The following is a 14,757-nucleotide window of genomic DNA, read 5'->3' as shown; positions in this document are numbered from 1 at the left end:
CCGACTGGACTAGTTCGTCTGCACTACGACGTGACCCGTGACACAGTGCTGCGCATCCCCCACTTCGTCCATCCCCTCATCCCCGACGAAAGTGTGCCGCAGTGCCCATCCCACCTGACTCCGCCCTGCCCGCCCCTGCTCCCACGCGCCGGACGTTCCTCGGCTACGTGATCGGCGGCGCCGGTCTGCTCGTCGCCGCCGACCTCGGCCTCGGCGCCTCGCCCGCGTCGGCCGCCGTCGTGCTGCCGTCGGTCCCGCAGATCCCGGAGGCCTACGACCTCAACGACTTCCTGACGCAGTGCGCGCTCCCGACGTCGAACCTCGTCGCCGTGCGCATCGACCGTCGGGGCGACGCCCACTTCGCGCTCCCACGCATGGAGGTGGGGCAGGGCATCACGACGTCGACGGCCATGATCCTCGCCGAGGAGCTCGACCTCCCGCTGGACCGTGTGCACGTGACGCTCGCGCCGGCGCGACCGGAGCTGCTGTTCAACCAGCTCACCGGTGGCTCGAACACCACGATCTCCACCTACACCCCGATCCGCGTGGCCGCCGCCGTCGCACGGCAGTCGCTGCTCGAGGCCGCGGCGATCATGCTCGGCGCCCAGGTGACCAGCCTGACGACGAAGGGCGGCACGATCCTCGACTCGCTCGGCTCGTCGGTCACCTACGGGCAGGCCGCGCAGAAGGTCGACACCTCGCGCACGCGAGAGGTGAAGGTGACCCTCGACGAGTCGCGCGAGCGCAAGGTCGTGGGCACGCCGCAGCGCCGGATCGACGCGCTCGACGCGGTGACGGGCCGCAAGACGTTCGCCATGGACCTCAAGGTCAAGAACGCGCTCCCGACCATGGTGTGCCGCGCGCCGGCACTGAACGGCAAGCCCGTCAAGGTCCGCAACGCCGCCAAGGTCAGGGCGATGCCGGGCGTGACGCACGTGGGCGTCGTGCCCACCGGCGTCGCCGTCCGCGCCCGCACGTTCGGCCAGTGCATCGACGCGGTCCGCGCGCTCGACGTCCAGTGGTCGGAGGGGACCGTGCCCGGCAAGAAGGCCGACGACGTCACCCGCGAGCTGAGGGCGGCCGAGCTGCCGCTGGCCGTGCCGGCGCTCGGCGCGACCACCGTCGAGGGCTCGTTCACCTTCCACTTCCGCAGCGGGTCGGCCCTCGAGCCGAACTGCGCGGTCGCCGACGTGCGCAAGGACTCCGCGCGGATCTGGAGCGGTCTGAAGTCGCCGATCGACGCCCAGTCGAAGATCGCCAAGCTGCTCGGCCTGCCGCAGACGAAGGTCGAGGTGAACGTGGTCACCGGCGGCGGGTCGTTCGGTCGCAAGCTCTTCAGCGACGGCGCCATCGAGGCCGCGCAGGTCTCGAAGGCCTTCGGGGTCCCGGTCAAGCTCATGTGGCACCGGGCCGACGAGCCGCGCCAGGGTCGCGTGCACCCGATGGCGACGTCGCGGATCCGCGCCACGGTCGTCGGCGACACCGTCGCGACCTTCGAGCAGCGGCACACGTCGGTCTCCTGCGACTTCACCCACGGCCTGGGCGAGCGCATCACCGCCGAGGTCGCGTCGCTGCCGTCGGGCCTGGGCAACCTCGGCTTCTCCGAGACCGTGTTCCTGCTGACGCAGGAGCTGCCGTACAACTTCGGCGTCGTGACGCAGCTGCTCAACGAGTCGAACTACGACCAGAGCAGGTTCAACACCAGCTCGGTGCGCAACATCTACTCACCCGACGTGCGCGTGGCGAACGAGCTGATCGTCGACCAGCTCGCCGCCCGCTTCAGGACCGACCCGGTCGAGTTCCGCAGGACGTTCACCAAGAGCGGCGTCGTCCGTCGCGTGCTCGACCGTGCCGCCGAGCTGGGCGAGTGGGGGAGGAGGCTGCCGAAGGGCGTCGCCCAGGGCATCGCCATCCACAAGGAGTACAAGGGAGCGACCGCGGTGGTCGTCGAGCTCGACTGCCGTCCGGCCACGGTGAACCGCAAGGTCCGCGACGCCGTGACCGGGCCGCGCGTGCTCCGGGCCACGATGGTCGTCGACTGCGGCCTCGCCATCAACCCGCTCGGCATCGAGGCGCAGATGATGGGCGGCTTCAGCGACGGGATGGCGCAGGTCCTGACCTACAGCAACCACCTGGTCGACGGTCACTTCCTCGAGGCGAGCTGGGACAACTCGGCGTACACCCGGCAGTGGAACACGCCGCTGGAGTTCCGGTGCGAGGTGATGGAGTCCGAGAGCACCGAGCCGGGAGGCATCGGAGAGGCCGGCGTGGCCGCGTCGGCCGCTGCCGTGGCCTGCGCCTACGCGCGTGCCACCGGCACCATGCCGACCGAGTTCCCCGTCAACTTCCGCCAGCCCCTGCACTTCACGCCCAAGTCCTTCGTCCCGCCCGTGCCGGCCTCGCCGACCAACGGCCTGACCTTCGTCTCCTGAGGAGCCCGACATGCCCAAGTACAGCTTCCAGCTCAACGGCGAGAAGGTCACCGTCGACGTCGAGAAGGGGGTGCGCCTGCTGTGGGTGCTGCGCGACGTCCTCGGCGTCACCGGCCCGAAGTACGGGTGCGGCATCAACGTCTGCAAGGCGTGCACGTCGCACCTCAACGGCAAGGCGTTCAACCCGTGCGCGGTGCCGGTCGAGAAGATCCGGCCCACCGACAAGGTCACCACGATCGAGGGCCTGGCGGACACGGTGCCCGGCGACGACCTGCACCCGATGCAGGAGGCCTGGCTCGAGCACGACGTCGCGCAGTGCGGCTACTGCCAGCCCGGCCAGATCATGACCGCGGTGGCTCTCGTCAAGCGGGTCCAGCGGGAGGGTCGGGCCATCACCGACGCCGACCTCGACGCGATCCGCAACGTGTGCCGCTGCGGCACCTACACGAGGATCCGCGAGGCGGTCCGGACGGGTGAGAGGCTGATGCGCCGGTGACGGTCGCCGACGACGCCCTCGCGAGCGCCGCTCGCTGGGTGCAGGACTCGCCCGTCGCGCTGGCCACGGTCGTCGGGACGTCGGGCTCCGCGCCGCGCCAGCCCGGCGCGGCGATGGTGGTCGCGGCCGACGGGCGCATCGCCGGGTCGGTGTCGGGCGGGTGCGTGGAGGCGGCGGTCGTCGACCTCGCCGAGGCGACGCTGACGTCGGGCGAGCCGACGCTGCGCACGTTCGGCTTCGCGGCGGACGACCTGTTCGACGTCGGTCTCACCTGTGGTGGACGCATCGAGGTGCTCGTGCAGCGCGTCGGGCTCGACGACGGGTTGGGCGACGTGGCGGCGCGGGTCGCGGCCGGCGACGCCGTCGCGGTCGTGACGGTGCTGGAGCACCCGGACCCGCGACGCGTGGGGGAGCGGCTGGTCGCCGACGGCGCGACCGTCGGGGCGGCTCCTGCCGAGGCGGTCCGTCCTGACGACGCGCCGCCGGCGAGCGGCGCGACCGGTCTGCGTCGCGCGCTGCAGCAGCGTGCCCAGGCCATGCTGGCGAGCGGTGCCAGCGGCGTCGTGCACTGCGGACCCGACGGCTCGCCGCTCGCCTCCGGCGTGCGCGCGTTCGTCCAGACGTGGACCCCGCCGCCGCGTCTCGTGGTCCTCGGCGCCGTCGACTTCGCCCGCGCCCTGGCGGGCGCGGGACGCTTCCTCGGCTACGACGTCACCGTCTGCGACGCCCGGCCCGCGTTCACGACCGGCGACCGGTTCCCCGACGCCCATCGGGTGGTCGTCGACTGGCCGCACCGCTACCTGGACGCCGAGGTCGCCGCCGGTCGCATCGACGCCCGGACGGTGGTGTGCGTGCTCACCCACGACGCCCGCTTCGACGTGCCGACGCTGACCCGAGCGCTGCGCCTCCCCGTCGCCTACGTCGGGGCGATGGGCTCGCGGCGCACCCACCGGGAGAGGCTCGAGCAGCTGCGTGCCGCGGGCCTCACGGGCGAGGAGCTCGACCGCCTGCACTCACCGCTCGGCCTCGACCTGGGCGCGCGCACGCCGGAGGAGACGGCCATCAGCATCCTCGCCGAGGTCGTCGCCGTCCGTCGTGGCGGCACCGGGCGCGGGCTGGGCGACACCGACGGGCCGATCCACCGGGCCACCGCGGAGCCGGACCGGAGGGTCGCCGGGACGTCCGGCCGACCCGTGCTCGCGGCGGGCCGCGCGGGGTCGACGCTGCGCTAGGGTGCCGGCATGGCGGTGCTGGGGTGGGTGGTCTCGAGCATCGCCCTGGTCCTGCTCGCGGTCGGGCTGGCCATGGTGATCCGCCGTGTGCTCGGTGCGCGCGTCGGCACCCTGCGCACCGTCCTCGTGTCCGTCACGGCGCTCGTCGTCGGGGTACCGGTCACCTCGGCGCTCGCCGAACGCGCCGACCTCGGGTCCGCCGAGGAGGGGCTGACCGCGCCCGTGGCCGTCGGTCTCGTCTTCTTCTGCGTCGCGGCGCTGTGGGTCTTCGCTGCCTGCCTCGCCGTCGTGCTCGTCCTCGAGGTGCTGGTCCCCACCGGGTCCGTGCCCGGTCCGCGACGCGCAGGTGTGGCGCTGCGCGATGCAGTGCGGCGAGGGCGACGGTACGTCCAGCTCGGCACGGTCACCACGACGTCGGGGGCGCTCGTCGCGCTGCGTCGGGGGCCGGGGTCCGGTCCCTTCGCTCCGGCGCTGACGACGCTTCTGCAGCGATCCGGCGTCACGTTCGTCAAGGTCGGACAGATCCTCGCCACCCGGGAGGACCTCCTGCCCGAGGAGACCACACGCGCCCTGGCGACGCTGCAGTCGGACGCCCAGCCGGAGTCGGCGCAGGACCTCCGGGCGACGGTCGTCGCTGAGCTCGGGGCGCCGCCCGAGACGGTCTTCGCCACCTTCGAGACGACGCCCCTCGCGGCCGCGTCGCTCGCGCAGGTCCATGCGGCGACGACCGCCGACGGGCGGGACGTGGTGGTCAAGGTGCAACGGCACGACGCGCAGCGACAGGTACTGGTCGACGTCGACATCCTCGGACGGCTGGCTCGCCGGGCGGAGCGGCAGTGGCCGTGGGCTCGCGAGATGTCGGTCGTGGGGCTCGCCGACGGCCTCGGGCGGTCGCTGCGGGAGGAGCTCGACTACCGCGTGGAGGCCGCGAACACCGTGGCCGGGGGCGCGGCGCTCTCGGCGTGGCCCGACCTGGTGGTCCCGGCGGTGGACACGACCCTGAGCACCCGCCGCCTGCTCGTCATGGAGCGACTGGTCGGGCGGCCGTTGTCGGGCGGTGCGGAGGTCGTCGCAGGGCTGTCCGAGCGACGACGGGAGCAGCTGGCCGACACGCTCGTCGCGGCGCTGCTCGACACGATCTTCGTCACTGGCGTCTTCCACGCCGACCTGCACCCGGGAAACGTGCTGCTCACCGACGACGGCCGCCTGGGGGTGCTCGACTTCGGTGCCGTGGGCTTGCTGGACAGCGAGACCCGGCACCTGCTCGCCCTGCTCCTGCTGGGCGTCCTCGGTGACGACGCAGTCACGGCCACCGACGCGCTCGTGCTGGCGTTCGACGTCCCGACCGACACCGACGTCCTGACGTTGCGGCGCGAGCTCGGTCGGGAGATCGCCGCGCTGCAGCTGCGGACGGCGCTCGACGCCGAGGCGTTCACCCGGCTGTTCGGCGTCATGCGTCGACACGGCATCGGTGTGCCGGGCGACGTCGCCGGTGCGTTCCGGACCCTGACGTCGGCGGAGCGGGTCGTCACGCTGCTCGACCCGGGGCGCAGCCTGCTCGCGTCCGCCCGCGAACAGCTGCCGTCCCTCGTGCGCCGACTGACGTCGCCGCGCCGCGTCGCGTCGCAGGCAGCGGGCCAGGCTGGTGTCCTGGCGGCCGTGGCGCGCCGTCTCCCGGGTCGGGTCGAGCACGTGAGTCGGGCGCTGGGCGACGGTACCTTCACCGTCCGGACGAGGACGCTGGGTCATCCTCAGGACCGCACCTGGCTGCGCGACCAGCTGAACGGGGTGTTCGTCGCCGCCTTCGGCGTCGCCGCCAGCGTGCTGGCCGTCGTCCTGGTGCTCGTCGGTGGAGGGCCCGAGCTCACCCCGCGGCTCTCGCTCGTCGACCTGCTCGGCGGGCTGCTCGGGTTCGCGGGCGTCACCGTCGCCCTCCGCGTCGCGGTCGGCATGTTCCACGGACAGGAGCGACCGCTCGACCGGGACTGAGCGGTGCTGGGCGCATGGACGCCGACGCTGCGGGTACGCCCGAGGTGTCGACGCCGACCCGACCGGAGGACGCCATGCTCTGCACCCGAGCCCCGAGGGGACGAGGAGGGCGTCGTGCGCGCGCCTAGGCCGTGGGGCCACCGCGGCCCGGGGACCGTGGACGAGGAGCGACACCTGCGCGTGCCGGTGCGCACCGCCTACGACCGGTGGACGCAGTACGAGAGCTTCCCGCGCTTCGCGCGCCACGTGCACCGGGTCGAGCAGGTCCGTCCGGCCGTGACGCGCTGGTTCGTCCGCCTCGGACCGCTCCGCCACGAGTTCCACGCCGAGGTGGTGGAGCAGCATCCCGACACGCTCGTGGCCTGGCACACCCTCGGGAGCCGCGTCGTCCACGAGGGCGAGGTGACGTTCCGTGCCACCGGACCCGACACCTGCGTCGTCGGCCTGACCCTCCGCGTGCCGTGCCCGCCCGTCGTGCCGCGACGAGCGGCCGAGGCGCTGCTCCGACCGCTCGTCAGCGCCGAGCTGGACCGCTTCGCGACGTTCGTGGAGACCGTGGGCGACGTCGGCGAGGCCTGGCGCGGCACCATCCACCGCGGTCGGGTCGAGCACGTCGAGAAGGAGCCGCCGGCCCACCCGGGGTGGGTGCACGGCTGAGCCCGAGCCGCCCGACCAGCACGTCGAGAGGAACACCATGGACGACGCACCGCACGACGACGAGACCACGGGCCTGACGGTCGAGGAGCCCAGCACCTGGGCAGCCGGCGTGCCGGCGGTCAGGCATGCGCTGGAGTACTCGCTGGAGCAGACCACCGTGCCCCGCACGGCCCGCACCCTGCTCACCATGAACCAGGTCGACGGCATCGACTGTCCGGGATGCGCCTGGCCCGACCCGGAGGTCGGGCACCGCTCGCGCAACGAGTACTGCGAGAACGGTGCGAAGCACATCAACGACGAGGCCACGCGGCGTCGGGTGACGCCCGGGTTCTTCCGCGCGCACCCGGTCGACGACCTCGCGTCACGATCGGACCGCTGGCTCAACCAGCAGGGCCGGCTGACCGAGCCCATGGTCAAGCGTCCGGGCTCCGACCACTACGAGCCGATCGGCTGGAACGAGGCGTTCGCCCTCGTGGCCGACGAGCTGAGGTCGCTCGACTCGCCCGACCAGGCCTCCTTCTACACGTCGGGACGTGTGAGCAACGAGGCCGCGTTCCTCTTCCAGCTGTTCGCGCGCGCGTACGGCACGAACAACCTGCCCGACTGCAGCAACATGTGCCACGAGTCGAGCGGCTTCGCGCTGCACGAGACGCTCGGGACGGGCAAGGGGTCGGTCAGCCTCCTCGACCTCGAGAACGCCGACCTGATCCTCCTCGTCGGCCAGAACCCGGGGTCGAACCACCCGCGACAGCTGTCCGCCCTGGAGACCGCCAAGCTCAACGGTGCACGGATCGTCGCCGTCAACCCGCTGCCCGAGGCCGGGCTGCGCCGGTTCAAGAACCCGCAGAAGCCGCGCGGCGTGGTGGGTCGGGGGACCGAGATCGCCGACCGGCTCCTGCAGGTGCGTCCCGGTGGCGACCTCGCGCTGTTCCAGGCGCTGAACCGGATGCTGCTGGAGGCCGAGGACCGGGCGCCGGGCACGGTGCTGGACCGTGACTTCATCGAGTCCAGCACCGACGGCTTCGACACGTTCGCCGAGCACGTGCGGGGCGTCGACCTGGCGGAGGTGCTCGAGGAGACCGGCCTGACGCTGGACGAGATCGGTGCCGTGCACGAGGACGTGCTGCAGAGCGACCGCGTCGTGGTCTGCTGGGCCATGGGGCTGACCCAGCAGCGGCACGCCGTCCCGACGATCCGCGAGATCGTGAACTTCCTGCTCCTGCGCGGAAACGTGGGCCGTCCGGGGACGGGCCCCTGCCCGGTCCGGGGGCACAGCAACGTGCAGGGCGACCGCACGATGGGCATCTGGGAGCAGATGCCCGACGCGTTCCTCGACTCCCTGCGCGACGAGTTCGGCTTCGAGCCGCCGCGCGAGCACGGGGTGGACGCGGTGGGGACGATCCGCGCGATGCGCGACGGCGAGGTGAGCGTCTTCTTCGGCCTGGCCGGCAACTTCGTCCGCGCGGCGCCCGACAGCGAGGCCACCGAGGCCGCCCTGCGCCGGTGCCGGCTGACCGTGCAGGTCTCGACGAAGCTCAACCGCTCCCACGCCGTGTGCGGGGAGACCGCGCTCATCCTGCCGGCTCTCGGCCGCACCGAGCTCGACGTCCAGGACAGCGGTCCCCAGTTCCTGACCGTCGAGGACTCGATGAGCCAGGTCCACACCACGAGAGGACGGCTCACGCCCGCGTCGCCGCACCTGCTGAGCGAGGTCGCCATCGTGTGCCGCCTCGCGCGGGCCACGCTCGACGGCTCCCAGGCGATCCCGTGGACCGACTTCGAGGCCGACTACGGGCACGTGCGCGACCGCATCTCCCGCATCGTCCCCGGCTTCCACGACTACGACCGGCGCGTGACGCGCCCGGGTGGCTTCACCCTGCCGAACCCGGTGAACGAGGGTGTCTTCCCGACGGAGACGGGCGCGGCACGGTTCACCACCAACCGCGGTCGCGCGACGCGCCCGCCCGCCGGCCACCTGGTGCTCCAGACCCTGCGCTCGCACGACCAGTGGAACACCGTCCCCTACACCGACGACGACCGCTACCGCGGCATCCACGGCAGCCGCCAGGTGGTGATGGTGAACCGCGACGACCTGCTCGACCTCGGCCTGTCCGACGGCGACACCGTCGACGTCGTGGGGGTCTGGGACGACGGCGTGGACCGTCGCGCGTCGGGGTTCACGGTGGTGGCCTACCCGACACCGCGCGGAGGAGCCGCGGCCTACTACCCCGAGACCAACGTGCTCGTCCCGCTCGACAGCGTCGCCGAGACGAGCAACCAGCCGACCTACAAGGACGTGGTGGTGCGGCTGGAGAAGGTGGGCTCGCGCCCGGACCGCGCGCCGGAGGGAGCCACGGCCTGACCCGCGCCCGGACCGCGCGCCGGAGGGAGCCACGGCCTGACCCGCGCCCGCGTGCCGTCTCGGCGGGCCGGACCCGCAGATCGTCGGTACGTTCGAGGCATGGCGACGACGACGCGCAGCACGCACGCAGCGGCCCGGACCGGCACCCAGGGACTCGCGTGGGCGGTGCTCGTCGCGTCGGTGCTCGAGGTAGTGGCGCCCGTCGTCACGATCAGTGGTCCGGGTGCGTCGCCCGCCCAGGGCTCGGGGCCGGAGCTGCTGATCACGCCCGTCGGCTGGGCGTTCTCGATCTGGGGCGTCATCTACACGTTGGCGATCGTCCAGGCCGTGGCCACGCTGGTCCGCGGCCCCGGTGCGGTGCCGCGACGTCTGCAGGTCGACCTCGTCGTCCTCTACCTGGGCGGGGCGCTGTGGATCCTGCTGGCCGCCCTCGACAGCAGCATCGCGACCGCGCTCGCGCTGCTCCTCATGCTGGTCGCTGCGGTCGACGCCGTGCTCACCGTGGGGCTGACGACGAGGGGCTCCTCGTCCGAGCCCGGCTGGTTCGCGGTGCTGACGCGCGCGGCGGTCGGCCTCTTCGCAGGCTGGGTCACTGCCGCGTTCTTCCTCAACCTCTCGACCGCGCTCGTCGACCTCGAGGTCGTGTCGGCGCAGTCGGTCGGCTGGCAGCTGGGCGTGCTCGCGGTGGCGGCGGTGACGCTGCTCGCGGTGCTGGTCCGCACGGGCGGGAACGTGGCGTACGCCGCTGCCGGGGCGTGGGCGATGCTCGGCATCGCAGTCACGGGCCGTGCCGACGGCACGACCTCGGTGCTCGCCGCCTCCGCCGTGGCTGGGGTCGCGATCGTCCTGACGGCAGCCGCGCTCCTCGCGCGGCGCCGCGCCTGACACCGGTCCAGCCCGACGCGGCGAGGCCGCCCGACCACGAGGGGACGGACGGCCTCGACGTGCCTGCTGCGGTCAGCGGACCTTCGTGCCCGCGCTCGCGGCGGTGGCACTCGCGAACCCGGTCTTGCGAGCGGTGACCCGCACGGTCAGCGTCTTGGAGCGGTCGCTCCGCGTGGGCGTGTAGGTCGACGCCGTGGCGCCCTTGATGGCCGCGTCTCCGCGGTACCACTGGTAGCCGTAGGTCCAGCCCGTGCCGGCCCACGTGCCGCGGGCGGCCTTCAGCGTCCTGCCGACCGCAGGCGTGCCCGAGATCGTCGGCTTGGCCAGGTTGGACGCGCCGATCTTGACGTCGCGGGAGGCCGTGACGACATCGACGTAGCCCTCCTTGCGCCAGGTGTACCGGACGGTCAGGACCGTGCCGGCGTCGGCCGCGACGACCGTGTAGCCCGTCTCGGTGGCGCCGCTGATGGGCTTGCCGTTGCGGAGCCACTGGTAGGCGATGCCGTCCTGGCCGGGGGTGGCGTCACCGGCCGTGTCCGACGCCAGGCGCGAGCCGACGGCGGCCTTGCCCGTGACGGTCGGGGCGGGTGCACTGTCGAACGTGTCACCCTCGACCGGGCCGTAGTACTGGTCGGCCAGGGCGCTCGTGCCCGTGCCCTCGACCGTCACCAGGTTCGCCTGCGCGGGGTCCCAGGTCGTGCGACCTGCGGTGTCGTCGCCGTCGAAGTAGTAGCCCGAGGTCTCGTCGTTCGACTGAGGGTCGGCGACGCACGCCGACTCGTCGCCCTGGACGAGGACCTTGTACTGCCCGGCGCTGAGCCCGGAGATGGTGAAGGTGCCCGTCGAGGAGGACGACACCGCGGACCGCGTGGTCAGCGTGCCGTCGGCCGACACGGCCAGGACCGAGCAGCGCAGCGGCTCGCCCCGCGTGTCGAGCACACGGCCCGTGATCGTGGCACCGGTGCGCAGCGTCGCGTTGACCGACGGCGTCGTCTTGCCCGCCGTCACCTTGACCGCCGTGGCGCTCGCGCGTCCCTGCGTCTCCGGGACGTTCTTGAAGAACTGCCCGGTGGCGAGCGACGAACCGCTCGAGCGTGCGAACTGTACCTGGTAGGAGCCAGCGGCCAGACCCGGCACGGCGTACGTCCAGCTGGTGCCGGAACCCCGCTTCGACGCGACCACGCTCGAGACGAGGTCACCGGACGCCGGGTCGATGACGTCGACGGTGCGCGCGACCCGGTCGCTGACGCCCTTCGGCAGCGTGATGGTGCCCGACACGGTGGCGCCGGCGGCGAGCTTCACGGTCGACAGGCGGGTGCGCGTGCCGTCCTTGACGGTGACTGGCGTGCCCGCGTCCAGCGAGGTCTTGCCGAGGTAGACCTGGGGCGCGTACGCCGGGTTGCCCGGGAAGACCTGCACGGCGTACGTGCCGGCCGGGACGTCGCCGATGACGTAGCCGCCGCGGCTGTCGGTCGACGACTCGTCGACCTGGGTCCAGGTGCCGGACTCCGCCTTCGCGTAGACGACGACGGTCGCGCCGGGAGCGGCCTTGCCGGTCGGCAGCTGCACGGCACCGGAGACCGAGCCGGGCTTGGTGAGGCTGAGGTCGATGCCGGTGACGACCTGGCTGGTCTCGACCGTGATCGGGGTGCCTTCGGTGCCTCCGCCGTAGTAGGTGTCGGGGTACTCGTTCGAGACGGCCTTCACGCGGTAGGTGCCGGCCACGAGGGGTCCGAAGCCGAACCGCCCCTCCGCGTCGAGGTAGCCACCGTCGACGTCGTCGACCTGCGACCACGTGCCGGTGGCCGGGTCGCGTCGCTCGATCGTCGTGAAGGAGTTGTCGGTGTCGACCGGGGCGCCGCTGGCCAGGGTCAGACGACCCTCGATGCGGCCCGCACGGGCCAGCTCGGCGTCGACGCCGGGGAGGGTGCCGCCGGCGGTGACCGTCACGTCCTGGCCGGCGTCGCGGGTGGCGGCGTCGTTCCAGTACTCCGTGTAGTGGTAGCCGTTGCCGTCGTAGAAGCGCAGCTTGTAGCTGCCGGGCTGCAGGACGAGGTCGTAGGCGTGATCCTCCTCGAAGACCGGTGCGAAGCCGGCCGTTCCCCAGGTGCCCGTCGCCGGGTCGCGGTACTGGGCGATGACAGCGAGGTTGTCGTGGCGCAGGTCGGGCTGACCCGTGACGGTGCCGGAGACGACCCCGCCCTCGGGGGAGGTGATGTCGACGGTGGTGGTGCGTCCGGCGGGGACCTTCACGGTCGTGGCGGACTCGACCGTGCGGGCGGCGGGGTGGAAGACGGGTGCGAGGTTCGTGAAGGTCGTCTCGCCCGTCTCCTCGTCGTAGCTCGACAGCGACTGCGGCGCGACGCCGATGCGGTACTGGGTGGCGTCCAGTCCCTCGTCGAAGCGGTAGACGCCGTTCTCGTCGCTGAAGACCTGCTGGGTCGAGCTCCACAGCGGGGCCTGGTCGGGCTCCGCGATGTTGACGTAGAGCTCGACGCCGGTGGACACCGGGCGGCCGTCGAAGGAGGTGATGGTGCCGGTGACGACCGTGGTCGCGGCCTGGGCGGGTGCGGTGCCGGCCAGGAGGCCGAGCAGGAGGGCGGAGGCGGCGACGACGGCGAGGACGGCGCGCTGCAGGGGGACGGGGCGTGGGATCACGGGGGACTTCCGATCGCTAGGACTCGGTGCACCCTAGGACCGCGCCCGATGCCATGTCAGGCGAATGGACAAGTTTCGCGCACCTTCCGCGAACGGCTGCGCGGTGTCTCCTGGACGGGGCATGATGGATGGCCGTGCTCAGCGCCGGACGGGCCGACGTCGCGTCACCACAGCACCTGCCCGACCGGCGTCACCGGGCCCGGAGCGTCCGCGCCGATCATCTCGAGCAGGTCGATCTCGATCGTGCGGCTGATCGCCGTCATCGGGACGTCGTGCACGTCGTCGGAGAACGGGTCCGCGAGGTCCTTGCCGACCTGGACCGCGAGCAGGAACATCATGCCGACCAGGCCCGAGCCGATCGGCGTCCACCACTGCAGGTCCTGGTAGACCGCGAACGGCAGGATGATGCAGAACGTGCGGGCGAAGAACGACGGCAGCAGCCGGTACTGCACGGGCAGCGGGGTCTTCTTGATCCGCTCCAGGCCGCCCTGCGCGTCGGTCAGGACGCTGAGCGTCGACTCCACCTGCACGCGGGCGAAGTCGTCGATCATGCCGCGACGACGTGCCTCGGCCAGGAGTCGGCCGAGGTGGGTCAGGGTCGCCGTCGGTCCGCTGCTCGCGTTCTTGACGCGGACGGCGGCGTCACGGGAGAGGTAGCGGTCGATCTCCGGCGGCGGGTCCTGCTGGCGCAGCGACGTCCGCAGGCTGTGCACGTAGGCGATCTGGGCGCGCACCATGTCGGGCCCGAGCTCGCGGCGCGCGTTCGGGACGGTCGGGTCGAGCAGGGTGGTCGCCTCGCGCGCCACGTTCCGGGAGTGGTTGACGATGCTGCCCCAGAGGGTGCGTGCCTCCCACCACCGCGCGTACCCGGCGTTGACCATGAAGCCGAGGAACAGGGCGATGGCCGTGCCGTAGAGCGTGTACTGGATCGTGATGCCCGGGAACTCGAACCAGTTCAGCTGGAAGGCGACGGTCACCCCGACGTCCCAGGTCAGCAGCATGACCATCGGCACGAGCAGCGGTCGCCAGACGGATGCTGACCTCGGGAGGCGCGAGGTGATCATGCATCAAGCCTCACCCGGCGTGTGACCGTCCGCAGGTCGGATCGGGGGCTCCGTGACTGAGGAAACTCCAAGAGGTGCGTCGCGGTGCGGCGCGGGACGGGTGCGGATCACACGACGCGGAACACGACGGCGAGGCGCTGGCGGACCGCGGGCACGTCGACACCGGCGTCGCCGGAGCGCAGGAGCAGCCTCTCCAGCTCCGCCGGACGCACCACCGCGACCCCGCGGGTGGTCACGCCGTCGGCCGACGGGCCGTCGTCGGCGACGCAGAGGACGGGGTGCACCGGGACCTCGGCGCCGACGACGTCGCGCACTGCCTCCGCCTGCTTGAGGACCATGTCGACCAGTCGTGTCGTGGTGCGTCGACCCACGACGAGGCGCTCGCTGCGGGGGCGCAGCCGGCCGCCCTCGACGACGACCCGCAGCTCCCCCTGGAGGTCGGACTCGGCGACCACCCAGACGCCGCCGGACGTGACGACGACGTGGTCGAGGGTGGCGGACGAGCCGGGCACGCGACGGCCGTGGAGCAGCCGCACGTCGTGGTCGCGCAGCTGGTCGAGCCGGTGCCTCAGGTCGGCGGGTGCGACCGGAGGCTCGGTCGGGCGGGTGTCGTCGAGCTCGACCTGGCGGTGGCGCGCCGATGCCGCGAGGGCGGCGCCTCCCTCGCACTCGACGCACCGGACGGTGCCGCGGTCGCGGTCGGCGATCGCGGTGGCGCGCGAGGGCAGCGCGCGGGAGCACAGGCTGCACGTGCCGGGTCGTCGCAGCACGACGCGACGCTCGCCTCCCGAGGTCTCCGCCCGGTGGCGCCCGTACGCGGGTCGCTCCACCTCGTGCACCGTCACCGTCAGATCCCCTCGCCGTCCACCACCGTCGGTGGCAGAACCGTACGCGTTCCGGCGCGGTCCCGCAGGGAATGCCGGCCGCTACGAGGGGCAGGCGGAATAGTGGGGGGAGGGCCGGTGCTTGAAGTAGATGAATC

Annotated in this window: 10 protein-coding genes; 7 read left to right on the top strand and 3 right to left on the bottom strand. The window is 72.6% G+C overall.

Annotated features, from left to right (window positions below; translation table 11 throughout):
• Window positions 1-101: 101 nt before the first annotated feature.
• From QE370_RS16425 to QE370_RS16395, 7 genes are all read left to right on the top strand, one after another.
• On the top strand, window positions 102-2,432 hold the full coding sequence (locus tag QE370_RS16425; protein WP_309634996.1) for a molybdopterin cofactor-binding domain-containing protein: 2,331 nt from the start codon (window positions 102-104) through the stop codon (window positions 2,430-2,432).
• A 10-nt stretch (window positions 2,433-2,442) separates the two neighbouring features.
• Window positions 2,443-2,928, top strand: coding sequence for a (2Fe-2S)-binding protein (locus QE370_RS16420; protein WP_067856070.1), 486 nt, complete (start codon window positions 2,443-2,445; stop codon window positions 2,926-2,928).
• Window positions 2,925-4,160 (top strand): XdhC family protein, encoded by a 1,236-nt coding sequence (locus QE370_RS16415; protein ID WP_309634995.1) that lies wholly within the window; start codon window positions 2,925-2,927, stop codon window positions 4,158-4,160. The genes QE370_RS16420 and QE370_RS16415 overlap by 4 nt, the downstream gene beginning before the upstream one ends.
• Window positions 4,161-4,169: 9 nt before the next feature.
• Window positions 4,170-6,149, top strand: a complete 1,980-nt coding sequence (locus QE370_RS16410; protein WP_309634994.1) for an AarF/UbiB family protein — start codon at window positions 4,170-4,172, stop codon at window positions 6,147-6,149.
• A gap of 114 nt (window positions 6,150-6,263) precedes the next feature.
• Window positions 6,264-6,806: an SRPBCC family protein gene (locus QE370_RS16405; protein ID WP_253027170.1), complete on the top strand. Its 543-nt coding sequence runs from the start codon at window positions 6,264-6,266 to the stop codon at window positions 6,804-6,806.
• A gap of 37 nt (window positions 6,807-6,843) precedes the next feature.
• On the top strand, window positions 6,844-9,168 hold the full coding sequence (locus QE370_RS16400) for an FdhF/YdeP family oxidoreductase (protein WP_309634993.1): 2,325 nt from the start codon (window positions 6,844-6,846) through the stop codon (window positions 9,166-9,168).
• Window positions 9,169-9,267: 99 nt separating this feature from the next.
• Window positions 9,268-10,053: a hypothetical protein gene (locus tag QE370_RS16395; protein ID WP_309634992.1), complete on the top strand. Its 786-nt coding sequence runs from the start codon at window positions 9,268-9,270 to the stop codon at window positions 10,051-10,053.
• A 72-nt stretch (window positions 10,054-10,125) separates the two neighbouring features.
• On the opposite strand, the gene QE370_RS16390 is transcribed toward QE370_RS16395, so the two are convergent.
• From QE370_RS16390 to QE370_RS16380, 3 genes are all read right to left on the bottom strand, one after another.
• Window positions 10,126-12,711, bottom strand: a complete 2,586-nt coding sequence (locus QE370_RS16390; protein WP_309634991.1) for a carboxypeptidase regulatory-like domain-containing protein — start codon at window positions 12,709-12,711, stop codon at window positions 10,126-10,128.
• Between the two features lie 164 nt (window positions 12,712-12,875).
• Window positions 12,876-13,775 carry a bestrophin family ion channel gene (locus QE370_RS16385; protein WP_309634990.1) on the bottom strand — a complete coding sequence of 300 codons (900 nt, stop codon included), beginning with the start codon at window positions 13,773-13,775 and terminating at the stop codon, window positions 12,876-12,878.
• 107 nt (window positions 13,776-13,882) lie between these two features.
• Window positions 13,883-14,620 carry a nuclease-related domain-containing protein gene (locus QE370_RS16380; protein ID WP_309634989.1) on the bottom strand — a complete coding sequence of 246 codons (738 nt, stop codon included), beginning with the start codon at window positions 14,618-14,620 and terminating at the stop codon, window positions 13,883-13,885.
• Between the last annotated feature and the right edge of the window lie 137 nt (window positions 14,621-14,757).

It is taken from the genome of Aeromicrobium sp. SORGH_AS_0981 (genome assembly GCF_031453195.1).
In the GTDB taxonomy this organism is placed as follows: Bacteria; Actinomycetota; Actinomycetes; order Propionibacteriales; family Nocardioidaceae; genus Aeromicrobium.
The sequence above is the reverse complement of the archived record's forward strand: the minus strand, read 5'-3'. Positions and strand labels throughout refer to the sequence as shown.